16 protein-coding genes are annotated in these 26,836 nt (G+C 73.6%); 2 read left to right on the top strand and 14 right to left on the bottom strand.

Annotation, left to right across the window (positions count from 1 at the left end; all coding sequences use genetic code 11):
* Positions 1–2: 2 nt before the first annotated feature.
* A complete protein-coding gene (mfd, locus tag CFLA_RS04510; protein ID WP_013116141.1) occupies positions 3–3,647 on the bottom strand; it encodes a transcription-repair coupling factor in 3,645 nt (1,214 codons plus the stop codon).
* A 327-nt stretch (positions 3,648–3,974) separates the two neighbouring features.
* Between mfd and CFLA_RS04505 the strand changes: the two genes are divergently transcribed.
* Positions 3,975–5,465 (top strand): tyrosine-protein kinase domain-containing protein, encoded by a 1,491-nt coding sequence (locus CFLA_RS04505; protein WP_013116140.1) that lies wholly within the window; start codon positions 3,975–3,977, stop codon positions 5,463–5,465.
* Positions 5,466–5,468: 3 nt separating this feature from the next.
* Positions 5,469–6,764 carry an O-antigen ligase family protein gene (locus CFLA_RS04500; protein ID WP_013116139.1) on the top strand — a complete coding sequence of 432 codons (1,296 nt, stop codon included), beginning with the start codon at positions 5,469–5,471 and terminating at the stop codon, positions 6,762–6,764.
* On the opposite strand, the gene CFLA_RS04495 is transcribed toward CFLA_RS04500, so the two are convergent.
* The 13 genes from CFLA_RS04495 to CFLA_RS04435 form a co-directional block, all read right to left on the bottom strand.
* The gene (locus tag CFLA_RS04495) at positions 6,711–7,628 is read right to left on the bottom strand and encodes a hypothetical protein (protein WP_013116138.1); all 918 of its coding nucleotides are present in this window, start codon (positions 7,626–7,628) and stop codon (positions 6,711–6,713) included. The genes CFLA_RS04500 and CFLA_RS04495 overlap by 54 nt on opposite strands.
* A 170-nt stretch (positions 7,629–7,798) precedes the next feature.
* A complete protein-coding gene (locus CFLA_RS20355) occupies positions 7,799–9,961 on the bottom strand; it encodes a hypothetical protein (RefSeq protein ID WP_187291331.1) in 2,163 nt (720 codons plus the stop codon).
* Positions 9,962–10,325: 364 nt separating this feature from the next.
* Entirely contained in the window at positions 10,326–11,339 is a 1,014-nt protein-coding gene (locus CFLA_RS04485; protein ID WP_013116136.1) for a glycosyltransferase family 2 protein, read from the bottom strand.
* Positions 11,336–12,790, bottom strand: a complete 1,455-nt coding sequence (locus CFLA_RS04480) for a lipopolysaccharide biosynthesis protein (protein ID WP_013116135.1) — start codon at positions 12,788–12,790, stop codon at positions 11,336–11,338. The genes CFLA_RS04485 and CFLA_RS04480 overlap by 4 nt, the downstream gene beginning before the upstream one ends.
* The gene (locus tag CFLA_RS04475) at positions 12,787–13,980 is read right to left on the bottom strand and encodes a glycosyltransferase (RefSeq protein WP_013116134.1); all 1,194 of its coding nucleotides are present in this window, start codon (positions 13,978–13,980) and stop codon (positions 12,787–12,789) included. The genes CFLA_RS04480 and CFLA_RS04475 overlap by 4 nt, the downstream gene beginning before the upstream one ends.
* Complete coding sequence (locus tag CFLA_RS20840; protein WP_013116133.1) at positions 13,977–20,177, bottom strand: PKD domain-containing protein; 6,201 nt, start codon at positions 20,175–20,177, stop codon at positions 13,977–13,979. The genes CFLA_RS04475 and CFLA_RS20840 overlap by 4 nt, the downstream gene beginning before the upstream one ends.
* Before the next feature lie 209 nt (positions 20,178–20,386).
* Positions 20,387–21,040 carry a hypothetical protein gene (locus CFLA_RS04465; RefSeq protein ID WP_013116132.1) on the bottom strand — a complete coding sequence of 218 codons (654 nt, stop codon included), beginning with the start codon at positions 21,038–21,040 and terminating at the stop codon, positions 20,387–20,389.
* Between the two features lie 19 nt (positions 21,041–21,059).
* Complete coding sequence (locus tag CFLA_RS04460) at positions 21,060–21,836, bottom strand: CDP-alcohol phosphatidyltransferase family protein (RefSeq protein WP_013116131.1); 777 nt, start codon at positions 21,834–21,836, stop codon at positions 21,060–21,062.
* Complete coding sequence (locus tag CFLA_RS04455) at positions 21,833–22,990, bottom strand: DUF1972 domain-containing protein (RefSeq protein ID WP_052302789.1); 1,158 nt, start codon at positions 22,988–22,990, stop codon at positions 21,833–21,835. The genes CFLA_RS04460 and CFLA_RS04455 overlap by 4 nt, the downstream gene beginning before the upstream one ends.
* A 38-nt stretch (positions 22,991–23,028) precedes the next feature.
* Entirely contained in the window at positions 23,029–23,472 is a 444-nt protein-coding gene (locus CFLA_RS04450) for an FAD synthase family protein (RefSeq protein WP_013116129.1), read from the bottom strand.
* Positions 23,473–23,544: 72 nt separating this feature from the next.
* Positions 23,545–25,074, bottom strand: coding sequence for a sugar transferase (locus CFLA_RS04445; RefSeq protein ID WP_013116128.1), 1,530 nt, complete (start codon positions 25,072–25,074; stop codon positions 23,545–23,547).
* Positions 25,075–25,260: 186 nt separating this feature from the next.
* A complete protein-coding gene (gene pth / locus CFLA_RS04440) occupies positions 25,261–25,881 on the bottom strand; it encodes an aminoacyl-tRNA hydrolase (RefSeq protein WP_013116127.1) in 621 nt (206 codons plus the stop codon).
* A gap of 126 nt (positions 25,882–26,007) precedes the next feature.
* Complete coding sequence (locus CFLA_RS04435) at positions 26,008–26,601, bottom strand: 50S ribosomal protein L25/general stress protein Ctc (protein ID WP_013116126.1); 594 nt, start codon at positions 26,599–26,601, stop codon at positions 26,008–26,010.
* Between the last annotated feature and the right edge of the window lie 235 nt (positions 26,602–26,836).

Here is a 26,836-nt window from a genome sequence, read left to right as displayed (position 1 = left end):
CGTCAGCGCGCCGTCCCCGCCGCCGCGGCGGCCGCGACGTCACCGCGCACGATCGCGTCGACGAACTGCCGTACCCACGTCATGACGTCGCGCCCGTGCAACGGCTTGCCGCCGATGCGCGCGGTCGTCGGGAACGGCACGAGCACCGTGCGGACGGCCGGCTTGAGCACCGCACCCGGGTACAGGCGCTTGAGCCGCAGCTGGGCCGACTCCGGCAGCTCGACGGGCGCGAAGCGGACGAACCGGCCCTGCGCCGTGACGTCCGCGAGGCCCGCCGCCCGCAGGTGCAGGCGCAGCTGCGCGACCTCGAAGAGGTTCTCGACGGGTCCCGGGACGGGGCCGTAGCGGTCGACGAGCTCGGCGTGCACCTCGCGCAGGCCCGCGTCGTCCGTGGCCGCCGCGATCTTGCGGTACGCCTCCAGGCGCAGCCGCTCGTGCGCGATGTAGTCGTGCGGCACGTGCGCGTCGACGGGCAGCTCGATCGTGACGTCGGGGAGCTCCTCGGCCTGCTCGCCGCGGAACGACGCCACCGCCTCGCCCACCATCCGCACGTACAGGTCGAAGCCGACGCCCTCGATGTGCCCGGACTGCTCGCCACCGAGCAGGTTGCCCGCACCGCGGATCTCCAGGTCCTTCATCGCCACGGCCATGCCGGCCCCCAGGTCGGTGTGGGCGGCGATGGTCTGCAACCGGTCGTGCGCGGTCTCGGTCAGCGGCACCTCCGGCGGGTACAGGAAGTACGCGTACGCGCGCTCGCGGCCGCGGCCCACGCGCCCGCGCAGCTGGTGGAGCTGCGAGAGCCCCAACCGGTCCGCGCGCTCGAGGATGAGGGTGTTGGCGTTGGAGATGTCCAGGCCGGTCTCGACGATGGTCGTGCAGACCAGGACGTCGAACCTCTTCTCCCAGAAGTCGACGATGACCTGCTCGAGCTGGTGCTCCCCCATCTTCCCGTGCGCGACGGCGATCCGGGCCTCGGGGACCAGCTCGTTGAGTCGTGAGGCGGTCCGCTCGATCGACTCGACCTTGTTGTGGACGTAGAAGACCTGGCCCTCGCGCAGCAGCTCACGCCGGATCGCCGCGGAGATCTGCTTCTCCTCGTACGGTCCCACGAACGTGAGCACCGGGTGGCGCTCCTCCGGCGGTGTGGCCAGCGTGGACATCTCACGGATGCCCGTGACGGCCATCTCGAGCGTGCGCGGGATCGGCGTGGCGCTCATCGCCAGCACGTCGACGTTGGTGCGCAGCGCCTTGAGCGTCTCCTTGTGCTCGACACCGAACCGCTGCTCCTCGTCGATGATGACCAGGCCGAGGTCCTTGAACCGCACGCTGCCGGTGATGAGGCGGTGCGTGCCGATGACGACGTCGACCGACCCGTCCGCGAGCCCCTCGACGACCTGCTGCGACTCCTTGGCCGTCTGGAACCGGGACAGCGCCGCGACCTTCACCGGGTACGGCGCGTACCGCTCGGTGAACGTGTCGAGGTGCTGCTGCACCAGCAGCGTCGTCGGGACCAGGACGGCGACCTGCTTGCCGTCCTGCACGGCCTTGAACGCCGCACGCACGGCGATCTCCGTCTTGCCGTAGCCGACGTCACCGCACACGAGGCGGTCCATGGGGACCGTCTTCTCCATGTCGGCCTTGACCTCCTCGATCGTCGCGAGCTGGTCGGGCGTCTCGACGTACGCGAACGCGTCCTCGAGCTCGCGCTGCCACGGCGTGTCCGGGCCGAACGCGTGGCCCGGCGTGGCCATGCGCGCCGAGTACAGGCGGATGAGCTCGGCCGCGATCTCCTTGACGGCCTTGCGGGCGCGCCCCTTGGTCTTCTGCCAGTCCGCGCCGCCCATGCGGTTGAGCGTGGGCGCCTCACCGCCGACGTACTTGGTGACCTGGTCGAGCTGGTCGGTGGGCACGTACAGCCGGTCGCCGGGCTGACCGCGCTTGCTCGACGCGTACTCCACGACGAGGTACTCGCGCGTGGCCGCCGCCGCGCCCGACCCGATCGTGCGCTGCACCAGCTCGACGAAGCGGCCCACACCGTGCTGCTCGTGCACGACGAAGTCGCCGGGGCGCAGCTGCAGGGGGTCGACCACGTTGCGGCGCCGGCTCGGCATGCGGCGCATGTCGCGCGTGCTCGACCCGGCGCGGCCCGTGAGGTCCGACTCGCTGAACACCGCGAGGTGCAGCGCCTCGTGCACGAAGCCCGGACCGAGCGGCGCGGGCGTGACCAGCACGACGCCGCCCTCGGGCTCGTCGTCGACCGACGCGACCAGGCGCGCCGGCACGTCCGCCGCGCGCAGCTGCTCGACCATGCGCTGCGCGGGACCGTGCCCCTCGGTCGCCAGCACGAGCCGCCAGCCCTGCTGCTGCAGCCGGTGCACGTCCTGCACCGCGCGAGCGACCTCGCCGCGGTACCGCTCGACCTCGCGCGCCCCCACGACGAGCGTGCGGACGTCGGGCGCGGCAGTCGGACCCTCGTCCGTCGCGGGGCTGTCGTCGCCCGTCACGGCGTCCGCGTCGAGCGTGAAACCCGACAGCGTCCACCAGCCCAGCGCGCGCACGGCGGCGAGCGCGCGGACCTCCGCGAACGACGCGAACGACGCGGACGACAGGTCCAGCGGCGTCGCCGCACCCGCTGCGGCCGAGGTCCACGCGGCCTCGAGGAACTCCTGCGTGGTCGCGACGAGGTCGTGGGCACGGCGGCGCACGCGCTCGGGGTCGACGACCACGAGCAGCGACTCGTCGGGGACCAGGTCGAGCACCGGGACCATGCGGTCCACCAGGACGGGCGCGAGCGACTCCATGCCCTCGACCGCGATGCCCTCGGCGAGCCGGTCGAGCATGTCGAGCGCGCCGGGCAGCTGCTCGCGCAGCGCGGCCGCGCGCGCCCGTACCGCGTCGGTCAGCAGGATCTCGCGGCAGGGCGGCGCCCACAGGCCGTGCTCGGCGACCTCGAGGCTGCGCTGGTCCGCCACGGAGAACCAGCGGATCTCCTCGACGTCCTCGCCCCACAGCTCCACGCGCAGCGGGTGGTCCTCGGTGGGCGGGAACACGTCGAGGATCCCGCCGCGCACCGCGAACTCGCCGCGCCGCTCGACCATGTCGACACGCGTGTACGCCGCGTCGACGAGCCGCTGCGCGAGGTCGTCGAGGTCGACCTGCTGACCCGTGCGCACCTCGACGGGCACGAGCTCCCCCAGCCCGTCGACGACCGGCTGCAGCAGCGCGCGCACCGGCAGCACGAGCACGCGCACCGCCCCGGTCGGGCCGGGCTCCGGGTCCGGGTGCGCCAGCCGCCGGAACACCGCGACCCGGCGCGCCACCGTGTCGCTGCGCGGGCTCAGCCGCTCGTGCGGCAGGGTCTCCCAGCTCGGCAGCACCGCGACGTCGTCGTCCGGCAGGTAGCAGCGCAGCGCGGCGGCGAGCTCGTCGGCGTCGCGACCCGTCGCCGTCACCACGACGAGTGGACGCCCACCGCCGGGTCCCGCTGCGCCGCCCGTCGCGACCGCACCCGCGAGCGCCGCGAGCAGCGGCGGGCGCACACCGGCGGGCCCGACGACGTCGAGCTCGCCGCGCGCGCGGACGGACGCGAGCGCATCGGCGACGGCGGGGTCGGCGAGCAGGGCGGGCAGGAGGCCGGTGAGGTCCATGGGGTCCAGACGGTCGAGGGCACGACGACGGGCCCGGACCGGGAGCGTCCCCGGGCGGGCCGGTGTCCAGGGTACGCCGCGCGCCGTGTCGCGGCCTGTGAGCCCGGGCGGCGCACGGGCGCCGACGGGGCCCCGCCCCCGATCGAGTGACGCGGTGCCCGCCGGCCCCGGCGCGCGGGTGAGCGCCGCGCGCGAGCGGGTGATGTCCGGTCTGCGGGGGTTTCGACCGTCTCACCGGGACGGGGCGATATGTGAGGATGGCGCCACGGGCAGCCGGCGCTCGGCCGATGCCGACGCCGGGGTGGGCACTGGGGCGAGGAGCGGTACGTGGAGCTGACCGACCAACTGCGGGCGATCCGCAAGAACTGGTGGATCGTCGCACTGACCGTGCTGACGACGGTCGGGGCAGCGCTGCTCGTCACCGTGCGCGCGACGCCGGAGTACGAGAGCACCCTGACCTTCTTCGTCGCGGCGTCGAGCGACACGGGCACCGCGCTGCAGGCCGACGAGTTCGCGCAGCGCCGCGTCGCCGCCTACGCCGGCGTCCTGACGAGCGGCCGCCTGGCCGAGCGGATCGCGGCCAACCGGTCGCTCGGCCTGGACTCCAGGGCGATCGCGTCACGCATCTCCGCGACGCCCCAGGAGGACGCGATCCTGCTCAGCGCCGTGGTCCGGGACACCGACCCGGCGCGCGCGCAGCAGATCGGCGAGGCGATCGAGGAGGAGCTGGGCCCGCTCGTCCAGGAGCTCGAGCGCACCGACGCCGCCAGCCGCGCCAACGTCTCGCTCACCGTCATCTCCGGCCCGACCGCCCCCACCTCGCCCGTCTCGCCGCGCCCCGCGCTGAACGTCGGCGTCGGCCTGCTCGCCGGCCTCGCGCTGGGCGTGTCCCTGGCCGTCGCGCGGCAGGTGCTCGACCGCACGGTCCGCACCCCGGAGCACGTGCGCGCCAGCACGTCGCTGCCCGTGCTCTCCACGATCACCGCCCAGCACCCGCGCAGCCGCCGCCGTGCGCGCCCCGACGGCCTGGTGGCCGCGGCCGACCCGGGCTCGCCGCGCGCCGAGGCCTACCGACGGCTGCGCACCAACCTCACGTTCAGCGCCGCGACGCACCGCATGCAGGTCATCGTCGTCACGTCACCGCTGGCCGGCGAGGGCAAGACGACCACGAGCTGCAACCTCGCGATCGCGCTCGCGGAGAGCGGGCGGCGCGTGCTGCTCGTCGAGGGTGACCTGCGCCGGCCCCGCGTCTCGCGGGCGCTCGGGCTCGAGGGCGCCGTCGGTCTCACCAACGTGCTCGTGGGGCAGGTCGAGGAGGCCGACGTCATCCAGCAGTGGGGTCCCCACGGGCTGTTCGTGCTGCCGGCCGGCACCCTGCCGCCCAACCCGTCCGAGCTGCTCGGCAGCGACAAGATGCGCGCCTTCGTGCAGCGCATGCGGCAGCGCTTCGACGTCGTCATCCTCGACACGCCGCCGACCCTGCCCGTCACCGACGCGACGATCGCGGCCGCGCACGCCGACAGCGTCGTGCTCGTCGTCCGCTACGGGCACACGACGCGCGACCAGGCCCGCTCGGCTGTCGAGTCGCTGCGCGTCGTCGACGCACCGCTCGCGGGCGTCATCATCAACGGCGCCCCGCTGCGATCGGCCGGCGTGCCCTACTCGCACGACGCGGGCCGCCCCCGGTCGGCGGACGTGGCACCCGCCGCGGTCGCGCCCGCCGGTGGCGCCGCGGGCGCGGGCCGCCCGACCGCGGCCGACCCCGCCGCCGGTCTGCCGAACGACGCCCGCCACGTCGGCGCCCACCCGGACCGCTGACCCGTGGCGCTGCTCGGGGCCTGGCTCCTGGCGTGCCTGACGCTCGCGTGGCTCGCCAGGCGCCGCCCGCTCGACGCGACCCTCGTCGCGCTCGCCGTGTGGGTGCTCGTGCCCGCCGCCGCGGGCGGGCTCCTCACCGGGCACAGCACGGGCCTGCTGGGCATCCACCCCGCGTCGTGGCTGGTGCTCGCCGTCGTCGGCGTCCAGGTGCTGCGGGCCCCGGCGGACCTGGCGCGCGTCGTCGCGCAGCGGCTCCACCTCGTCGTGGCTCTCACGCTCGTCGTCGCGGTCGCCGCGCTGACGACCCAGCAGCTCGGCACGGGCGGCCTGGCTCTGCTCGTCGACGTCGTCGTCGTGCCCGCCCTCATGTTCCTGCTGGTGCTCACGAGCATCGACGACGACCCGCGCGCGGCCCGCCGCGCCCGCACCACCGTGCTCGCCCTCGCGGCCGTCTGCGCGGCGTTCGCCCTCGTGCAGTGGTCCGCCGGACGGCTCCTGCTCTACGAGGACCAGTTCGCCACCCGCTACTGGTTCCGCGAGGACTTCGACCGGTACATGGCGACGCTCGACTCCCCCCTGACGCTGTCGATGCTGCTGTGCGTCGCCCTGCCCCTGCTCGTCGGGCTGCGGCGCGCCGGCGTGCAGTTCGCGCTCGTCGCGCTGTTCGTCGGTGGCACGGTCGTCACCCAGTCGCGCACGGGCGTGGTCCTCGTCGGTGTGCTCGCCGTGTGGGTGGTGATCCGTTCGCAGGCGCCCGCACACGTGCGGTTGCTGTCGCTGTGCGCTCTCGGCGGCGGCACCGCCGCACTCCTGGGCAGCGGCATCGCCGCCGGTGTCGCCGCCCGCTTCACCGACGACGAGGGCTCGGCCGGCGCCCGCACGGACGCCTTCCGTTTCTTCGCCGAGACGTGGCAGGACTACCCCGTGCTCGGGCGCGGCCTCACCGCCAGCTACCGGTACGCCGCGCTCGGCGGGCTGCAGACGAGCCTCGAGAACTCGTTCCTCATGTACGCCGTGGACATCGGCATCCTCTTCGCGCTGGTGTACTTCGGCGCGCAGCTCCTGCTCGTGGCCGAGGCGTGGACCCGCAGCACGCCGCTGCCCGGTGCCCGCGTGGCGGCGACCGTCGCCTTCGTGCTGCCGATGACGTACAACGCGCTGGCCGCCCGGTCCGCCTCGGGCGCCCTGCTGTGGGTCGCGCTGGCGCTCGGCGTCGCCCGGTACGCCGCGCCGGCCGACCCGCCGTCAGCCGGCCGTGACGCCCCGGGCCGCACCCAGGCGCTGCAGCGCCTGCGCTGAGTACGTCGCCCGGATCTGCGGGTCGTTGCCGTCGGCGGTCACGTTGGCGTTCCGCAGGCCGGAGGCCTGCGAGCCCGGGACCACGGGGAAGTGCCGCGGCTGGCGCGCGAGCTGCCGGACACGCACGCCCGACTCGACCGCGACGGCGTGCAGCCAGACGTCGTCCGCGTGCGGCGTGCAGTCGCGGAACCGGGTGCCCGCGGCGCGCAGCGCCTCGACCATGACCGGCGGGTACGCCACGCCGGAGACCCCGGTCGCGAAGTTGTCGAAACGGGCCTGCGTCGACAGCGCCGGTCGCCACGTCCGGTAGGGCGCGAGCGTGCCGTCCGGGCGCGTCCGGACGCGGTACGCCCGGTAGCAGTGCACGGTCTGCGGGTCCCGGCGCGCCGCCGCCTCGAGACGCGCCAGCCAGCGCCGCGGGTAGAGCACGTCGTCGTCGGCCGTGACCATGACGTCGCCGGCGCCCAGGTCGGGGTCCGACAGCAGCGGGACGTACTTGGTGTGCGGGCCGTCGTTGCGCTCCGCCATGCGGATCTCCAGCCCACGCTCGACGAGACGCTGCAGCCCGGGCGTCGGCGCGTCGAGCAGGCGCCGGTCGTCGAGCCACAGCACGACGCGGCGCGGGCGGCGGGTCCCCTGCGCGATCGCCTCGACCGTGAGGTGGACCGTCGCGAACCGCGCACCGTAGGTCGTGAGGCTCACGACGACCGGGGCATCGCCGGTCACGTGCCGGTCGGACGTCGCGTTCAGCCGCTCCAGGCGCCGGGCCCGCAGGGGTGCCAGGCGCGGGTTCAGCTCGAGCTCGAGCCGGGCCAGCACGCGCGGCACGAGAGGCTCACCGTTGCGGAGACGTCGGAGGTTCATCGAGGCCTTGTCGTCGAGGGGCGGAGCCGCCGGGAGGCGGGCTCACCAGGGCGGACCGGTGCGCGCCTGCGAGCCTGCCACCTGCTCCGACGCGGCGCCAGACCCGCCCGGGACGTGGAACACCGGGGTGGCGGACGAACCGCCACCCCGGTGCCCGGGTGCTGCTGGTGTCAGGAGCCGAAGCGGATGCCGGCGTCACGCCCCTCGGCCAGGTAGCCCGACCCGTCCGCCCACATGTTCGTGGTGAGCGGCTTGTCGAACGAGATGCCGTCGTTCGCGATGCGGATCTGGTACTTCGAGCCACGGCCGTGGTCGTACTGGTTGCGGCCGAACATGTTGCCGCTGAAGGTGCCGAAGTTGTAGGCACCGAACTTCGACGTCGAGAAGAACGCCGAGGCCGTCCCACCGTCGAGCCAGTTGCCCGTCATCGTCACCTTCGAGACCGGGGCCGCGTTGGGCGTGACCATCAGGGCCGAGCCGCGGTTGCGCGCGTCGTACGTCTGGTCACCGGCCTGCGTCGCCATGAAGGACTCGAGGTTGTTCCCCGTGATCCTCATGTTCGTCCCACCCTGGATCTGGATGCAGTCGTTGTGGGTCTCGGTGTTGTTGTGGTTCGGGTCCTTGGCGAAGTAGCTCATGTCGTGGCACCAGGAGTTCTCGATGACCACGTTGACCGGACCGCCGTTGTTGCGGACGTTGTGGATCTGGAAGCCGTCGACCACGTGGTACGTGTTGACGCGCCGGGCGGTGTAGTCGTGACCGAAGACCCCGTTGAGCCAGACCGAGGGCGACTTGGGGACGAGGGTGACGTCCTCCACCAGCAGGTTGCTGCACGCGTTGTGGTTGCAGTTGACCAGGCCCATGTTGGTCGTGCCCGGGCCGGAGCCGCGGACGATCGACTTGCGGATGACGACGTCGGGCGCACGCACGGTGATGAAGCCGTGGATGTCCATGTTCTCGATGACGGTTCCCGCCTGCGTCACCACGATGTCGCCGTTGTGACGCGTGAGGCTCGTGCCCGCGGGGACGCCGGTGTTGGTCGAACCCGGCTTGGCGCCCGTCGAGGTCCCGGTACCGCTCGTCGGCGACGGGGTGGGCGACGCGGTCGGCTTCGGTGTGGCCGTCGGCGTCGGCGTCGGCGTCTGCGTCGGGGTGGGCGTCGGCGTCGCGACCGGGGTCACGACCGTGTACGCCAGCGGGGACACCGTGATGTCGGTCGCCGCGAGGGTCGCGCCGAGCGTCACCTGGTCGTTGTTCGCGCCACCGAGCTCGACGTACGCGACGTTGTCCGTGATGTAGCCGGGGTACGGGTTGATGACGGACGCGGCCTTGCAGGCGTCCGACACGGCGGCCGCGGGGCACGCCCACACACCGGTGCCCTGCGCGGCGTAGGTCGAGCGGACGAGCACGACGGCCGAGGTCGCGTGCTTCGGCACGTCCGGCAGGGTGACGGTGCGGGTCGCACCGGCCGCGGACAGCCGCGTCGCGACCGCACCCGAGGAGGCGACGAGCTCACCACCGACGTCGGTGGTGCCGCGCTGGACGTACCAGCCCTGCACGTCCGCGTTCAGCCGCACGCTGCCGGCGCTGTTGTAGACCTTGACGCGCCCCGCCGAGTCGATCGGCACGACGACGGCGTTCGAGTGGTTGAGCGTCGGGACCGTCTGGATGGTCGTGGTGCGGTTGCACGTGGTCGACGACTGGTCGGCCGGGCAGAGCGCCAGGTACGACTTCGCGGTCGCCGAGGAGTAGCCGAGGTCCAGGACGACGGCCTTCGCCCCCTCCGGGACGTCCGTGAGCTGGACCGTCGTCGTCGCGGCGGCGCCGAGCAGGTGCCACGAGAGCACGCGGCGCTGCGGCGTCGGGACGTAGACCTCGCCACCCTGGACGCTCGAGGGGCGCACGTACGCCGACAGGTCGAGCTGGACGGCGACCTGGCCGGTCGAGTTGCGCAGCGTGATCCGACCGTTGGTGACGGGGGCGACGACCTGGCGCGACGCCGGCATGCCGGGACGCAGCGACAGGGCCGAGGCCACCGAGCAGGACGAGCCCGTGCACGCCGTGACCGTGGTCGGCACCGTCGCGTCGGAGCCGGAGACGTTGACGATCACCGAGCGGGTGCCGTTCGGGAGGTTGGGGATCGTCACGTCGTACGTGGACCCCGGACCGAGGACGGTGCGGTTGAGCAGCCGCGTCGGGGCGACGGTCGTGAAGACCGAGCCGCCGCCGAGCGGGGCGGTGTTCTCCGTCGAGGTGCTCGAGGCGACCACGACGGGGCTGGCGGCGGGAACGGCCGCCGGGACCTGTGCGGGGCTCGCGGACGCGGTGCTCACACCGACGACCACGGCGACGACCGCCGTCCCGACCCCCCATCGACGGACCGCCCCTGCCGGGCTCTTCCGTGCTTCCGCCATCGCATGTCTACCGTGTCGACGCATGCCGCCGCCTCCCTCACGTCACGCCCCGGGTTGTCCCTGGGCCACGATGCGGCGACCGGATCTCGGTGGCCGCAGCGCGGGGCGCTCGTCGGCGCCTCCGCGGTGCCACGACTGAGCTGTTGGCACCTCGTGGCGACGGACACACTAGGCCAACCGGGTGGCGCTTCCAATGCCCGGTTCCGCATATTCATCCAGGACGAAAGGCCCGGCGGGCTGTCCAGATGTCCCCCGAAAGTGGCGCTCACCTGCGGTTCGGGTGTCATGTCCGATCGGGCGAAGTTCTCCGGTACTCCGTATAGATCCACCCGACAGCACCTGAGACAAGTCCGGCACCTCGGACAAGGACCCGGGCGCCGTGGGCCTCGTGGCGCCGGTTGCGCGTGGCCTTCCCCAGGGCCAGCCGCGCCGTGCCGCCGGCCACCCGGACGAGCCCCTCGCCCAGCAGCCGCGCCCGTACCGGCAGGCTCCGCAGACCGCCGGGCGCGAGCTCGAGCGACGTGCGGCTCCACGAGTTGCCCGAGCGCAGGGCCTTCTGCAGCACCCAGCGGCGGGTGAGCCGGGCGCGCGGCACGACGTCGACGACCGGAGCCTCGGCGCACCACACGATGCGCTCGCCCGCGGCGGACAGGCGCCGGGTGAAGAGCGTGTCGGACCCGCCCGTCAGCCCGTACCGGACGTCGAACTCCAGACCGAGGCGGCGGACCACCGCCATGTCGAGCAGCAGGTTGTTGGTCGCGGCGGCCTCGACGACCGCACCGGTCGCCGGCCGGCGCCGGTCGAAGAACCCGCCGTCGCGGATCCACGGGTCCGGCTCGATCTCGTACTCCGAGACGACCGGGCCCACGACCGCCGCGCAGGCCTCACGCTCGTGGACCGCCAGGAGCGAGGACAGCCACGCCTCCGAGGGGCGCTCGTCGTCGTCGATGAACACCAGGACGTCGGCCGTCGTCTCCGCGAGCGCGCGGTTGCGGGCCGCCGCGATCCCGGGGGTCGGCTCGTGCACGTAGCGGATGCGGGCGTCGCCCCCCGCCTCCACGACGGGGCGCGCCCCGCCGTCGGGGTCGTTGTCGACGACCAGCAGCTCGGCGTGCTCACGAGGGAGCTGGGCGCACACGAGCGGCAGCGCGCTGCGCAGGTCGTCGGGGCGCCGGTAGGTGAGCATCGCCACGGTCACCGTGCGGGTCGTGGCCTGCGAGGACGGGGCGGTCGGGTCGGTCGTCGTCACGTCGTGGTCCCTCGTGGTCAGGTCGGTCGTCGTCGTGCGTGTGCTCATGCCTTGCCCGTCGCCAGACGCCGCAGGCGTGCGACGCCCTCGACGGTGGAACGGCGGTGGATGCCGAGCAGCACCCCCGCCGCGACGGCCAGGTACGCGGCCGCGCCGACGGCCAGCACCAGGAGCGAACCGTCGAGCAGACGTGCGACGAGCACGTAGGCCGCGGCCCCCCACAGCGCCGCGTGCACCGGCGGCAGGATGGCCCGCGCCTGCTGCCCGCCGGTCAGCCCGGTGAGCCGGCGCTGCACCAGCAGGAGGACGGGGGTGAGGACGAACCCCGCCACCGTGTAACCCACCGCGACACCCAGCGTGCCACCCAGCAGACCCACCACGATGCCCCCCACCTGGAGGACGGTCGCGAGCAGCTCGTAACGCAGCAGGAGCTTGACCTCGCCGGTGGCCTTCATCAGCGGCGAGGTGACGTAGAGGACGGTCTCGCGCGCGCCCGCGACTGCCAGCACGGTGAGCAAGGACGCGGACGGCAGCCACTCCTCGCCGAGCACGACGTCGACCAGCTCGTGCGCGCCGACCGCCGCGAGCCCCATGAGCGGGACGGCGAGGAGCGCGAGCAGCTGGGTGGTGCGGACGAGGTTCTCCGCGAGCAGGTCGCGGCGGTCGGCCAACCGGGAGAAGACGGGGAACATCACGCGCGACACCGTCTGGGCGATGAGCTGCACGGGGATGACGAGCACCCGGTAGGCCATGCCGTAGAAGGAGAGCGACGCCAGGCCGAGGACGCGACCGACGAGGATGTTGTCGACGTTGCGCGAGAAGTAGGCGATGCCGTTGGTCGCCATGACGCGGGCACCGAAAGGCAGGAGCTCGCGCAGCTCACGCAGGTGGAGGTTCGGCGCAGGCCCGCGCTCGGCGCGCAGCAGCACCGCGGCCACGACGACGTCGGTGGCGACGACCATCGCGACGACCGCGGCGGGACCCGCACCGAGCAGCGCGGCGGCGACACCGGCAGCGGCTCCCACGAACGCGCCCACCACGTCGGCCATGGCGATCGCGCGGAACGTCAGGGCCCGCTGCTGCATGGCGCGCGGCACGATCGCGAGCGCCTTGAGCCACAGCGCCGCGCCCAGCATCTGGAGCACCGGGGCGAGCCGGTCGTCGTGGAAGAAGTCGGCGACGAACGGCGCGACGAGCCACGTGACGACACCGAGCAGGACGGCGGACACGAGGTTCGCGGTGGCCACGACCCCGGGGGCCCAGCGGCTGAGCTCGGGCCGCTGCACGAGCGCAGCGGCGAGGCCCTGGTCGAGCAGCAGCATCGTGAAGGTCACGTAGATCATCGCGGCACTGACGACGCCGTACGTCTCGGGACCCAGGAGGCGCGCGAGCACGATGCTCACACCGAACATGAAGAACTGCTTGCCCACGACCGCCAGGGAGTTCCACCGCACGGCTGCCGAGGTCGTCCCGGGGCCGGGGCGGGTCGCGGCGGTCACGCACGCCTCCGGACCACGGCGTCGACCGCCTCGACGAGCCGGCGCCGGTACTGCTCCGGCGCGTGGCGCTCCCGGGCGACGGCGGCGTCGGCCATCGCGTCCTGGCGGCGCTGCTCCCACTCCTTGCCCACCGTGCGCACGGCGTCGGCGAGCGCGCCGACGTCGCCGGGCGGCACCTGCTGCGCGGACGCGTAGCCGGCGGCGGCCTCGAGCAGTCCGCTCGTCGCGCTGACGACCAGGGGCCGTGCCGCGAGGACGGCCTCGACGGCGGTGTTGCCGAACGGCTCGTCGACCACGGACGGCACGACGACCGCGTCCGCCTCCTCGAGGAAGGGCCAGATCGACGGGTGGAAGCCGAGGAACCGGACGGCGTCGGTCACGCCGAGCTCGGCGGCGCGGTCACGCAGCTGCTGCTCGAACCACTCGTACCCGGGGTACACGGCACCCAGGAGGTCGAGCACGACGTCGTCACCGCCGGCCCGCAGCTCGCCGAGCGCCTCCAGTGCGACGTCCACTCCCTTGCGCTGCGAGAGCCTCCCTATATATAGGAGTCGCAGCGGACCCTCGAGCGCAGCACGGGCGGGCGTCGGCTCCGCCGGGCCGGGCACGGCGTTGAGCACGACGGTGGCGCGCGCCGCGGCTCGGGGGGCGGACCGCGCGAGCACGTCGACGCTGTAGTGGCTGTTGGCCACGACGCGGGTCGCGAGTGCGAGCGGCGCGGCGAGCAGCCGCTGCACGAGCGCGGGCTGGCTGCCCTCCGCCTCGTGCACGTGCCACAGCACGGGACGCCGTGCGAGGCGCGCGAGCAGCGCCCACAACGGAACGGTCACCGTGCTGACGTAGACCACGTCCGGCCGGACCCGCCGCAGCAGGGCCCAGCCCCGCACCGCGCCGACCGCCGCGTCGGCGGCGAACCGCACGAACCCCGCCGGCCGCAGCGCGCTCTTGCGCACCACGGCGGTGCGGACCGGCACGACCTCAGCGCCCGCTGCGGTCAGGTCGACCAGCAGCGGACCGTCGACCGGAACGGTCACGACGACACGGCGTCCGACCGCGCGAAGCCCGAGAACCGTCTCGAGCATCACGCGGTCGGACCCGTAGAGCTCTGCGCCCGGGTGTGCGACCAGGACGGCCGCCGCGCGGCCGCCCCGGTCCCCCTCGCCCCCGGGCCGACGACTGTCTGCCGTCACGGAAGCTTCGCCACGAGGTCGTCGAGCGTGACCACGAACGGTGCCGTCGTCGCCGAGCCCGACAGGTAGGTGACGAACCCGATCGCACCCGGCGCCTGCAGCGCGGGCGTCGCGTCGGTCGTGGCGAGCTGCCAGTCGACGGGCTCGGTGGCCCCGTCGGTCCACACCTTGGCGCGCAGCGTCGTCGGCCCGGTGCCGGTCGTCGCGAACCGGACGTTGACGCCCTGCCCTGCCGCGACGGACCCCGGCACGTTGACGGAGGCGAGGGTCGTCTCCGCCCCGTCGACCTTGGTCAGGTACAAGGTGATCCCCCCGTTTGCCGCGCTCTTCACCTTTGCCCGATATTCTGCCGTGCCCACCCGCCGGGAGGCCAACGACGCGAACGCCCCGCCGCCGTCCGCGCGGACGGGGGTCGTGAACCGTGCCGCGAGGTCGACGTCCGCCAGGGAGACCGTACCCAGGTACGCACCCAGGCCCGAGCCGCCGCCCGCGAGCGTCATGCTCGCGACTCCGTTCGCCACCGCGAACCGCGACGGCGACCCGGCCGGCGTCCACGCGCCGCCGTTCTCGGCGTCACCCCACCCGTTGGCCACCGCGCGCTCGAACGTGTCGAGCGCGAGGAGCGGCTCGTCGACCGGGTCGACCGGGTCGACCGGGTCCACCGGGTCGACCGGGTCCACCGGGTCGACCGGGTCCACCGGGTCCACCGGGTCGACCGGGTCCACCGGGTCCACCGGGTCCACCGGGTCCACCGGGTCGACCGGGTCCACCGGGTCGACCGGGTCGACGACCGGTGCCGTGACCGTCACCTGCTGCGAGCTCGTGCCCGTCGCGCCGCGGTCGTCCGTCACCGTGAGCGTCACCGTGTACGTGCCGCCAGCGGTGTAGGTGTGCGACGCGGCGGCACCCGTCGCCGTGGTCCCGTCCCCGAAGGTCCACGCGTAGGACGCGACGGTCCCGTCGGCATCGGAGGACGAGGAGCCGTCGACCGCGACGGCCAGCCCGTCGACCGGCGCCGTGAACGCCGCCACGGGGACCGCGTTCGGCACCTGCCCAGCACCGCCCGGCACCGCGGCGACCAGGTCGTCGGTCGTGACGACCACCGGCAGGTTCGTCGTGCTGCCCGACACGTAGCCCATGACACCCAACCCGCCGGGCGCCTGCAGCGCCGCCACCGAGTCGGTCGTCGTGAGCTGCCAGTCGGTCGGCTCGGCCGACCCGACCTTCCACACCTTGGTGCGCAGCGTGGTCGGCGACGTCCCCGTCACCTCGAGCCGCACCCGCAGCTGGTCGCCCGCGGCGAACGTCAGACCCGGCACCACGACGCTGGTCAACGTCGCCTCGGCCGTCGTCGTCCGCGTCAGGTACAGCGTCACCTGACCGTTCGACGCGATCTTGACCTTCGACCGGTAGTCCGCCGTGCCGACCCGCCGACCCAGCAGCGAGGCGAACGCCCCACCACCGTTCGGCACCGTGGCCGTCGCGAACGTCGCCGACACGTCGACGTCCGTCCGGGAGACCGATGCGAGGTAGGACGCGACGCCCGACCCGGCCGTCACCAGCGACATCCGCCCGGTGCCGCCCGACACGGAGAACCGTGCGAGCGCACCGGCCCGGGTCCAGGTGCCGCCGTTCTCGGCGTCACCCCAGCCGCTCGCCACCGTGCGCTCGAAGGTGTCGAGCGCCACCAGCGGCTCCTCGACGGGTGCGTCGACGACGACCTCGACCGACCGCGTCGTCGACGCCGAGGCGCCGTCGTCGTCGGTGACGGTGAGCGTCACGGTGTACGTGCCCGACTCGGTGTAGGGGTGCGAGGCGGTCGGACCGGTGGCCGTGCCGCCGTCACCGAACGCCCAGAGGTAGGACGCCACGGTGCCGTCGGCGTCGGTCGTCCCGGTGCCGTCGACCGTCACGGTGGCGCCGTCCACGGCCGCCGTGAACGCGGGCACCGGGGGCTGGTTGACCACCGGCGCTGCGACGGTCACCTGCTGCGACGTCACGCCGGTCGCCCCGTCGTCGTCCGTCACCGTGAGCGTCACCGTGTAGGTGCCGTCCGCGGTGTAGGAGTGCGACGCACTGGTCCCCGTGGCGCTGCCGCCGTCACCGAAGTCCCACGCGTAGGACGCGACGGTCCCGTCGGAGTCGGAGGACGAGGAGCCGTCGACCGCGAGCTCGAGACCGGAGGCCTGCGCGGTGAACGCCGCCGTCGGGGCCGCGTTGGGCTGCTCCACCTCGGTCCCCGGCACGACCGCCAGCAGGTCGTCGGTCGTGACGACCACCGGCAGGTTCGTCGTGCTGCCCGACACGTAGCCCATGACACCCAACCCGCCGGGCGCCTGCAGCGCCGCCACCGAGTCGGTCGTCGTGAGCTGCCAGTCGGCCGGCTCGGCCGACCCGACCTTCCACACCTTGGTGCGCAGCGTGGTCGGCGACGTCCCCGTCACCTCGAGCCGCACCCGCAGCTGGTCGCCCGCGGCGAACGTCAGACCCGGCACCACGACGCTGGTCAACGTCGCCTCGGCCGTCGTCGTCCGCGTCAGGTACAGCGTCACCTGACCGTTCGACGCGATCTTGACCTTCGACCGGTAGTCCGCCGTGCCGACCCGCCGACCCAGCAGCGAGGCGAACGCCCCACCACCGTTGGGCACCGTGGCCGTCGCGAACGTCGCCGACACGTCGACGTCCGTGACCTGCGGCGTCGCCAGCAGGGCCGAGCGTCCGGCGCCCGCGGTCGGGAGCGTGATCCGCCCCGTGCCGGTCGCGACCGCGAAGTTCGCGAGGCTGCCCTGGTGCGTCCACGCCCCGCCGTCCTCTGCGGTGCCCCACCCGTTGGTGAGGGTCCGCTCGAACGTGTCGGCCGCGATCGGCCGCACCTCGGGCACCTCGACCGTGACCTCCCCGGTGGTGGTGGCGGTCAGACCGTGGTCGTCGGTCACCGTGAGGGTGATCGTGTACGTGCCGGCCTCGGCGTACGTGTGCGACGCCGTCGCACCCGTGCCCGTCCCACCGTCACCGAAGTCCCAGGCCCACGACGCGAGGGTGCCGTCGGGGTCGCTCGACCCGGTGCCGTCGACGGTGACCTCGAGTCCGTCGACGCTCGTCGTGAGCTGCGCCGTCGGCGGCATCTCGATGACCGTGCCCGACCCGAGCGCGTAGTGCTGCGCTACGGACACCTCCGACAGCTCGCGGCTGTAGACCGCGACCTCGTCGATCTGGCCGGTGAAGTAGGTCGGGCCGAGCACCGAGGTGTCACCGCCCACCTTCCAGTAGCCGGTGAGGTTGCGGCTGCCCGTCTCGGGGTCGGTGGCCGCGAGCTGGCCGTCGATGTACAGCTTCATCCCCGAGGGCGACTGCGTCGCGACGACGTGGTGCCACTGGTTGTCGCGGTAGGTCCCGGGTGCCGTGAGGTGCACCCAGCCCGCGGTCGCGAGCACGGAGAACGACACGCGTCCCGTGCTGTCGGTCCGGACCTGGCGGTCGTACGACGTCGACGTCGAGGTCTGGCTGTTGCCGAACCCGATGATCGTGCCGCCCGTGCCGGCATCCGTCCGGAACCACGTCTCGAGCGAGTAGATGCGCGGGCTGCCCCAGCTCCGGTCGCTCGTGACACGCGCGTTGGTGCCGTTGAACGACGCGGCCGCGTTGTCCGCCAGCACGCCCTCCACGCCGCGCCCGACCGTGCCGCGGTAGGTGCCGTGGGCCGCGTACGAGCCGGAGTCGGTGGCACGCGTGGTGCCCGCCGGCTCGTCGAGACGCCAGTAGTGCTCCGGGTACTCGGCTGCGATCGCCTTGCCGTACGCGTCCGTCGGCGTCGGGGCGACCGTGCCGCCCGCCGCCGCGAAGTGCTCGTTGACCTCACCGTGGCCGAGGGCCCGGCCGTAGACCGCGACCTCGTCGACGTCACCGGTGAAGCCGGTGCTCGTCGGCGCGGACGTCCAGCCGCTCAGCTGGTCCGGGCCGATGCGCCAGTACCCGGCGTGGGTGCGCCCGGCCGTGCCGGCACCCTCGGCGACGCGCACACCGTCGACGTAGAGGCGCGAGCCCGTCTCGTCGGACGTGCCGACGACGTGGTGCCACTCGCCGTCGTTGTACGCGGTGGCGGACGCGAGCTGGACGCGCGAGCCGCTGAACGGCCGGATGCCGAAGCGGATGCGACCGGAGCTCTCCATGAACAGGTGGCGGTCGGCGTAGTCCGACACGCTGGTCTCGGCGGTGCCGAAGCCGACGATGCGTCCGCCCGTGGTGCTCGTGGTGCGGATCCACGCCTCGACGGTGAAGCTGCGCGGGGAGGTGATGGGCGGGACCGTGGAGGCGTACCCCGTGGTCGCACCGGTCAGCCGCAGCGCGCTGTCGTCCGGGAGCACGCCGGGCGCGTCCGTGCCGAGGCCGGCGCCGCGCACCCGCTGGTCGTTCCAGCCGGCCGCGTCACGCAGCCACCCGGCGCCCGAGGCGTCGCCCCCGCGCCAGTACCCGTCCGGCGCGTCCCCGAGGACCGAGCTCACGTACGGGTGGGTCGCCTGCGGGGCGTCGCCCGAGACGGTGACGGTCACGGTGTCCGACCACGCGACGTTGCCGAACGGGTCGGTCGCGCGCAGTCGGTAGCGGTTCTCGGTGCCGGGGGCCTGGTCCGTGTCGACGAAGCCCATGGTCGGGCGGTTCCAGAACCGCGACTTCTGCACGGTCTCGTAGATCGGCGCCGCCTGGTTGCTGTTGCGGACGAGGGTGTACGTCAGGTCCTCGTTGTCCCAGTCGTAGTTCGCCGTCCACCGCAGGCGGACCTTGCCGCTCTCGTACGACTGCGCGGACAGGTCGAACTTGCCGCCGGTGAGGCGCGGCCCCTCGGCGTTCGGCGCGATCGACGGCACCGCGAAGCGCACGAGGCCCTGCTGCGGCCGGCCGTTGACGTTGAGGAACTCACCGCCCATGACGACGTACTGGTCGTTGCCCTCCACCGACCACGGGCCCTGGTTCTGCCCGGTGAAGGTGCCGGTGTCGAACTCGGGGTACCAGTTGAGCTGCTCCGGACGCGGGCGGCCCTCGTGGTTGGTGTAGTCGTAGGGCTCACGTCCCAGCACGCCGCGCACGTCCTTCGTGACGGCCGTGGCCAGGCGCATCGTCCACGGCTCGGTCTGCGGGAAGGAGCCCACGCTGCCGCAGAAGTGCTTGTGGCTCGCCTGGTAGATGACGTCACCGATGGCCTTGAGCGAGTACGTGTCGCCGTGGCAGTCCTCGAGCCAGGCGAGCTGCCCACCGTCCCACGTGGCCGCGAACGTGCCCTCGAGCGTGCCGCCGGCGCGCCCATAGGTGAAGCCGGAGCCGTAGACGTAGTCCTCGTCGGCGGTGAGGGACGTGATCGACCCGTTGATGCCGGCGCTGCGCACCGAGGTCATGTTCGCCTCGAACGGCAGGGACTCACCGGTCACGGCATCGACGGAGCCCAGCCCGTACCCGGGGCGGTTGGAGCCGTTGAGCGAGGTGAAGGACCCGCCGACCACGACGGACGTCGCGTCGGGCGAGACCGCCAGGGCGTTGACGCCGCTCGCACCCGCGGCGGCCGGCGCCCAGGGCAGCAGCGCGCCGTCGGTCGCCGACGCGGCGGCCAGGCGCGTGCGCGTCTCGGTGCCGACGGCGTTGAACAGCCCGCCGAAGTACACGGTGTCACCCGCGAACGCGATGGCGCGCACCGAGGCGTCCGGCTTCGGCAGGAAGGAGGTGACGAGGTTGCCCGTCACGCGGTCCAGCGCGGCGATGCGCCACACGCTCGCTCCGTTGACCTGGGTGAAGCCGCCGCCGATGTACAGGCGCGTCCGGTCCGGGGAGGGCTCGATCGTGAGCACCTGTGCGTTGGTCGCCGGCGCCCACGAGGAGATCAGCTGGCCGGTCGACAGGTTGTACGCGAGCAGGTTCGACCGGGTCACGGTGTCGACCCCCGGGGCGGCCCCCGCGGGCCGGGCCGTGCTGAAGTCACCGGCGACGTAGACGACGCCGTCGACGACCGCCTGGTCCCAGACGACGCCGTTGATCTGCGGGGTCGGCAGGCCGTCGGCGCTCACGGTCGTGGGGAGCGTCGGGTCGGAGGGGAGGGTGTCGGCGGCTGCCGGTGCGGCCCCCAGGGGGACGAGCGCGCCGGTGAGGGCGAGCCCGAGACCGGCGGTGACGGCCGCGGCTCGGTGGCGGAGACGCGTGAAGCTCTGCATGGGGGCCTCGATCGGGACGGTGAAAGACGCTGGAGCGGAGGAGATCACCTTAAACTGGACATATCAGCCTGATGTGGCCTATATGGGTGAAACCCCCGGGTGAAAACGGACACCTGTCCAGACTCGTCCCATGAGCTCGTCGCTCGGGACACCGACGGCCGCCGACCCCCCGGGGGGTCGGCGGCCGTCGGACGAGCATCTGCGGCGTCTCAGGAACGGGGTCGTACACCGTCGGGGTCGCCGGCGAAGACGACGACAGGGGCCTCGGTGGTGTACGCCACCTCGAGCGTGACCTGGTCGCGTGCCGCGGGCGGCACGAGGAAGACGTAGGTACCGACGGCCGTTCCCCCGGGCTCGACCGAGCGCGAGAAGGGCGCCGCGGGCGGTCCCGACAGCGGCGCCGCGGGCGCACCCGTCGCGTCCGCGAGGTTGACCGTCACCGTGCCCATGTCGACCGGCCCGGACGACCCGTTCGTCACCTCGAGCTCGAAGACCAGCGCCGGGCCCGAGCGCTCGCCGAGCCCGCGACCCTCGCCCTCGATCGCCTCGACCTGCGTGATCTCGGCGGTCACGCCGGTACCGAAGTCGGCCTCGTCCGCGATGTCGACCGGAGGGGCGGTCGGCAGCTCGCCCGGGGCGGGCTGTGCCACGGCGTCACCCGCCCCGGCGTCGTCACCCGCCGCGGCGGCGTCACCCTGCGCGTCCGGGACGTCCGTCGCGACGGGGCTCGCCGACGTGCTCGGCGAGGCGACCTCGGCCGTGCCGGCCACGCGGGGCTCGGAGTCGTCGGGGCCCGTGCAGGCCACCAGGCCCGCCACGAGCACGGCTCCCGCGAGCGCGTGCAGCAGGGGTCGTGTCCTCACGGCTTCCTCCTCAGGGTCGTCATTCCGTCCCCCCCGCGGCGGCCAGCCGGCGGAGCTGACCGTACCAGGACACCGCAGCCGCGAGGGCGACCGCGACGGTCGCCGCGACGATGGCCGCGTAGCCCACGAAGAACAGCGTCGGCGCACCGAGCAGCAGGAAGACCAGGCACGTCGTGCCGTAGTCCGTCGGGATGCCCAGCACGGAGCGCAGCCACGGTGCGCGCCCGCCCGTGGCCGCCGCACTCACGACGCCCGCGGCCCGGCGCATCTGCTCGGTGAGGATCATGCCGAAGAAGTAGACGCTCCCGGCGATCGCGTGCAGGGCCGGCACCAGCAACCAGCCGTGCTCGACGACCTCGAAGCGGTACAGCCCGACGCCCAGCGCGATCGGCAGCGTGACGATCTTGGTCGCGTCGACCATGTGGTCGAGCCACTCCCCCGCCGGGCTGCCGGTGCCGGTGAGCCGCGCGACCTGGCCGTCGGCCGAGTCGAACGCGTAGCCGAGCACCAGCAGCAGGCTGACGGCCACGCCGAGGGGCCAGCTCGGCGCCGCACCGGCCAGCAGCGCGATCGCGGAGAACGTGCACAGTGCACTGATGCCGGTGACCGCGTTCGGCGTGAGCCCGCGACGGTACGCCCAGGCGGCCAGCACGCGGCCCAGCCGACGGTTGACGAAGCGTGAGTACGCCGGCGCGCTGCGCGCGGCACCCTTCTGCGCGGTGGCGAACCGGGCGAGCGTGGCGCGGAAGGGCTCGGCCGGCGCGCGGCGCGGGGTCCCCTGCGTGGTCTGCGTCATCGGACCGCCTCCGGCTGCCGGACGGGCGCGGCGGGCACGGAGCGACGCGAGGCGCGTCGCTGCGGCCCGGGCACGCGGTGCTCGGCCAGCGCACGGGCCAGCGCCTCGTACCCGGCGGCGACCTCGTCCCAGTCGTACCCGCGGGCGCGCTCGCGCAGCCGGGCGCCCCGGGCACGGGTCGCGCCCTCGTGGGCCTCGGCCTCCTCGAGGGCACGCGCGACGTCCGCCGCGTCCCGCACGTACACGCCGTCGTCGCCGGCGACCTCCCGGTTGAACGAGACGTCGTACGCGACCGTCGCGGCGCCGGCGCCGATGGCGCGCAGCAGCGAGGGGTTGGTGCCACCGACCGAGTGGCCGTGCAGGTAGGTGAGGCTGTTCGCGTAGAGCTGGTCGAGGAGGTTCTGGTCCCAGACCCCGCCGAGGAACCGCACGCGCGGGTCACCCTGCGCGGCCGCGTGGACCCTGGCCGTGTACTCGTCGGCGTACGGCGCGGAGCCGACGACGACGAGCGGGTGCCGCGCGCCGCTGCGCACGTAGCCCTCGACCCACAGGTCGACGTGGTTCTCGGGTTCGAACCGCGCGACGACCAGGTGGTACGCACCGGGCTCGAGGCCGACGTCGGCGAGCGCGTCGTGACCGGGCGCCGTGAGCACGGGGGCCCCGTAGGTCAGCAGCGTGGTGGGGACGCCGAACTCGGCACGGTAGTAGTCGGCGATGCCGACGGCGTCGGCGATCAGCGCGTCGGACCAGCGCACGGCCGCGGTCTCGGCCGCCCGGTAGTAGCGCCGGCCGGCGCCGCCCCACTTGGCGCGCTGCCACTCGAGCCCGTCGACGTGGGTGGCGACGGGGATGCGTGCGGCGCGCAGGAGCGGCAGGTAGGGCGCGTTGGCGGCGTTGAAGACGAACGCCACGTCGGTGCGCCGGCCGAGCAGGTGCCCGACGGACGCCCCGGTGTGGCTGAGCGTCTCGAGCGAGCGCTGCCGCAGCGCGGGCAGCGTGACGAGCTCCATGCCGAGGTAGGACGAGAGGTCGGAGTTGCCGGAGCGGCAGTAGACGCGCACGCGGTGACCGGCGTCGGCGAGCCGGCGGCCGACCTCCTCGACGGCGGTCTCGAACCCGCCGTAGCGCGCGGGGACGCCACGGGTCCCGACCATCGCGATCGACAGCGGCCCGCCGGCGGGGGCGTCGGGGCTCACGCGACCCCCTCGCGTGCCACGCCGGAGACGAGGAACTGCCGGAGCATCGTCGACGACGTCGACGGCGTGTACGGCAGGTAGACGACGCGCGCGCCGACCTCCGCCATCTCCTGCTCCAGGCGGGCGCCCTTGTCCGTGCCCTGCCAGTCGTCGCCCTTGAACAGGACGTCGAACGGGTGCGTGCGCCACGCGACGCGCTTGTCCTGCGCGTGGTCGGGCACCACCTGGTCGACGAACCGCAGGCTCGCGACCAGCTCCATGCGCTCGGCGTGCGGGATGACCGGCGGTCGGCCCTTCATCGCGATCAGCGACTCGTCGACGGCCACGCCCACGACGAGCCGGTCGCAGCGCTCGCGCGCCGCGCGCAGGATGTTGAGGTGGCCGACGTGCAGCATGTCGAACCCGCCGGGGACGTACCCGACGACCGTCAGGTTGCTCATCACTCGCTCCTTGGTACTAGCGCTCACGGGGGGAGCGGCCCGCCGTCGCGCCGCACTGCAGGTCGTGCACGGTCAGTACGCCCCGGCTCCGCCGAGGACCGCACGACCGGTCTTCCACAGGATGAGCAGGTCCATCGAGACCGACCAGTTGTCGACGTACCGCAGGTCCAGCCGCACCGACTCCTCCCAGTCGAGGTCCGAGCGCCCGCTGACCTGCCACAGACCGGTCAGCCCGGGCTTGACGTGCAGGCGCCGCTGCACGGAGTCGTGGTACGCCTCGACCTCCTCCAGCAGCGGGGGCCGGGGGCCGACCAGGGCCATGTCGCCCTTGACGATGTTGACGAGCTGCGGCAGCTCGTCGATCGAGAAGCGCCGCAGGATCTTGCCGACGGGGGTGACGCGCGGGTCGTCCGCCATCTTGAACAGGACGCCGTCGCGTGCACCGGACGCGAGCAGGGCCGCGCGGCGCTCGTCCGCGTCCTGGTACATCGTGCGCAGCTTGTACATGACGAACTGCGTGCCGTCCTGCCCGACCCGCACCTGGCGGTAGACGGCACCGCCCGGGCTCGTCGTGGCGACCAGCAGCGCCGCGAGGCCGATCACGGGCGACAGGAGCACGAGACCGAGGCCGGCGAGCGTGACGTCGAGCACCTGCTTCATCAGGAGGTGGGGCCGCGGGGAGGCGACCTGCACCTCGAGCAGCGACAGGCCGGCGGTCGGACGCACGGTGAGACGCGGCGCGCCGACCTCGACGATGTCCGGCACGACGACGAGCTGGGCGCCGGCGCGGGACAGCGCCCAGGACAGGCGGCGCAGCGCGTCGCCGCCGAGGTAGTTGCCGGTGACGAGGACGACGTCGGCGCCGCGGTCGACGACGACCTGCACGACGTCCGCCGCCGCACCGAGCACGGGGACGCCCGCCACGGTCGAGGCACCCTCGATCGACGGCACGCAGACCCCGTCGATGCGGTAACCGTGGTGCGGCGCCGCGGAGATGTTGCGCACGACGTGCTCCGCCGACTCCTCGTCGCCGACGACGACGGTGCGCATGACGCCCTCGCCCTGCATGCGCAGGCGGTGCAGGTGGCGGCGCTCGAGGTAGCGGGCGACCCAGCAGACGAGAAGGATCACGGGCACGCCGACGAGCACGTAGCTGCGTGGCACGGGGACGCGCAGCACGTAGCCCAGGGCCATGAGGATCATCACCATGGTGAGCGCGGCGCGCAGCAGGGACTGGAACTCCCCCGGGCCGTCACCGGCCGAGCTGCGGCTGTAGCCGCCGCTGACCAGCACGATCGCGATGAACATCGCCGCGCCGCCGCACGCGAGCCGGCCCGCGGCCACCAGGCCGTAGGAGGGGGCGAGGACCGCTGCGCCGACCACGAGCGCGACGACCATGTCGAGCACCACGGCGACGAGGCCGTACCGACGGCTGACAGTCGCCCAGGCGAGGGCGCGTGCCGCGGGGTCCGAGTTCTCGGGCGTGACGCGCCGGACGAACGGCTCCGACGAGGCCCACGAACGACGCGGCTCACGCGCCCGGCCCCGCCGGTCCGCGATGTCGTCGACCGGTCCCGCGTCCTGGTCCGCCGCCAGTGTCATCTCTCCCCCGTCACTTCCGTGTCCTCGTGCCCAAGGGGAGGCTATACGGCGTTTTCGGGCGGTTGACACCGATCCGCCCGCTTTCACCCCATCCGTGAAACCCTTCAGGCACCGGCGGGTGACAGCGTGATGTCGAACAGGTGAACGTTCCCGGGTAAGCGCTTGGCGCGCGCACCGGAGCACGCCTCACGCACGTGTGTGGAACCTCAGCTGCGCGGCCTCCAGCCCCTCGATCACGACGGCCTCCACCGCGTCGGCCGCACGGTCCACCAGCCAGGGCAGGTCCTTGCGCTCCGGGCCGGAGAAGTCCTTGAGGACGAAGTCCGCGGGGTCCTGCCGCCCCGGGGGCCGCCCCACCCCCACGCGGACGCGCACGTAGTCCTTCGAGCCGAGCGCCTTCGAGGTGTCCCGCAGGCCGTTGTGCCCGCCCTCGCCGCCCCCGCGCTTGAGCCGCACGTCGGCGAACGGGATGTCGAGCTCGTCGTGCACCACGACCACGCGCTCGACCGGGACGTCGTGGTACCGGGCGAGCGCCGCGACGGGACCGCCGGAGACGTTCATGTACGTGCTCGGCTTCGCGAGGACGACGCGCGGCCCCGGCACTCCCCCGGGCAGCGTGCCCAGCCGGGCGTCGGCGGTCGCGGCCTGCGGCCGGCGTCCCAGCAGCCCGCCACCGCGCGACACGAAGGGCGCACCGGTGCGCCGGGAGAGCTCGTCGAGCACCATCTGGCCGACGTTGTGCCGGTTGCCGGCGTACTGCGGCCCGGGGTTGCCGAGGCCGACGACGAGCCAGGGACCGTCGCTCACGGTGTGCTCCTAGTGCGTGCGAAGGGTGGCACCGGGACGGCGGGCGCAGGTGCCGCGGGCGGCGCGGGGGTACGACGACGCCCGGCACCGTGGACGGTACCGGGCGTCGCGGGTGGTGCGGGGGTGTCAGCCCTCGGCCGACTCCGCAGCCGCGGCCTCGTCGGCGGCGCGGTCCGCGGCGGAGACCTGCGGCTCGCTGATCGCGACGATCGCCTGCTCCGGGTCCGACAGCAGCGTGGCACCCTCGGGCAGCGTGACCTCGCCGGCGGTGACGATCGTGCCGGCCTCGAGGCCGTCGATGGAGATCTCGACCGACTCGGGCAGGTTCGTCGCCAGGGCCTCGAGGGACAGCGTCTGCGTCTCGACGACGTGGATCGTGCCGGAGGCCGACTCGCCCACGACCTGCACCTGGACGTCGACGGCGACCTTCTCGCCCTTCTTCACGATCAGCAGGTCGACGTGCTCGATGACCTGGCGCACGACGTCGCGCTGGACGTCCTTGACGATCGCGAGGGTCGACGTGCCGTCGAGCTCGATCGAGTAGAGCGCGTTCGAGTGCTTGAGCGCGAGCATCGTGTCGTGGCCCGGCAGCGCCACGTGCAGCGGCTGCGTGCCGTGCCCGTACAGGACGGCGGGGATCTGGTGCGCACGGCGCAGGCGGCGCGCGGCGCCCTTGCCGAACTCGGTGCGGGCGGTGGCGGCGAGCTTGATCTCGGACACGGGTGCTCCTCAGGCGTGGCGTGGCTCCGCGGTGGTGCGCGGGCGTGGTCGTGGCGTGCGGCCCCGTGGGCGGTGGCTCCTCGGGGTGGGTGCGGGCACGTGGCCCGGTGGCCTCGACGCGGGACGCAGGACGGGGACCTGGACGCACACGGAGGCGACCACCCAGTCGATCACGGAGCCGGGGGTCGTGCCGGAGGTGCATCCGGTTCGACCGTCCGTCGTCCCTCGCCGAGGC

The organism is Cellulomonas flavigena DSM 20109 (assembly GCF_000092865.1).
GTDB lineage: Bacteria > Actinomycetota > Actinomycetes > Actinomycetales > Cellulomonadaceae > Cellulomonas > Cellulomonas flavigena.
Note: the sequence above shows the minus strand (reverse complement) of the source record. Positions and strands in the feature narration are given on the sequence as shown.